Here is a 981-nt window from a genome sequence, read left to right as displayed (position 1 = left end):
ATGTCCACCAGTTGGCACTACGACCTACTACTTCCAGACGCCGCCATCGAAGGCATGCAAGCCACGGTAAAACGTTTCAGTTTATAGGGAGTTTCCGGTATGGATGAGGCAGCAAGGTTTGCGTTGAGAACAATGGGCCCTACCACCCAAGTGAATATAGAATTAGAACGGTGTAAGTAAGGAGGTTAGAATAATGACCAAACAATTTGAAATAGATGAAGATTTAGACTGGTTTCTTGAAAAGTTTGAAGAGCCTAGTGAAAAAAATCAAGCCCCAGCAGAAATAATAAAAAAGTTTGAAGGTAAACTACCTACTAGATTATTAGAATATTGGAGTGAATACGGATTTTCTGGTTTCGGGGAAGGACTTTTTTGGTTAACTAATCCCGATGATTTTGAAGATACCTTAGATGCATGGCTTGGAGATATAGGTATCATCGAGCAAGACACATATTATGTAATTGCTCGCAGTGCTTTTGGAGAGCTATTCTTATGGGGAGAGAAGTTTGGACATAAATATCTAATCGACCCATCTCACGGTTGGATTATAGAGAAAGAAGGTAATGCCGAAGACATAGCAGTTGGAGAAGAAAACGATGCCATACAGTTTTTCTTTAGTGCAAAAAGGCCAACATCGTTGGATATAGATGATACGAGTGGAGGCTTACTTTTTGAGAAATGTAAACTTCGATTATCTCAATTAAAATATAACGAAATGTATGCTTTTGAACCCGCTTTTTTTCTTGGTGGGCAGCCTACCATTGACAATGTCAGTAAAGTAAATATTTTCGCCCATCTAAGTGTATTAGCATCATTTGGTCAGAAAGAAATACTAGACCAACAAGGGCTTATAGCTAAGGCTTATTCATAGTAAATGCTCCTGTTATTAAAGTAGCAAATAAAAACCACTTAACTCCTTACCACTAAAAACACTTACTTATTAATTGAAAATGCGATGATGATTAACTTTGAACTCATCGC

At 37.8% G+C, this 981-nt stretch carries 1 protein-coding gene; it reads left to right on the top strand.

What is annotated here, in order from left to right; all coding sequences use genetic code 11:
- Nucleotides 1–193: 193 nt before the first annotated feature.
- Entirely contained in the window at nucleotides 194–871 is a 678-nt protein-coding gene (locus CKO50_RS23280; protein ID WP_095730084.1) for a GAD-like domain-containing protein, read from the top strand.
- Nucleotides 872–981: the final 110 nt, after the last annotated feature.

The organism is Pseudoalteromonas sp. HM-SA03 (genome assembly GCF_002289345.1).
In the GTDB taxonomy this organism is placed as follows: Bacteria; Pseudomonadota; Gammaproteobacteria; order Enterobacterales; family Alteromonadaceae; genus Pseudoalteromonas.
This window is presented reverse-complemented; position numbering and strand designations above follow the sequence as displayed.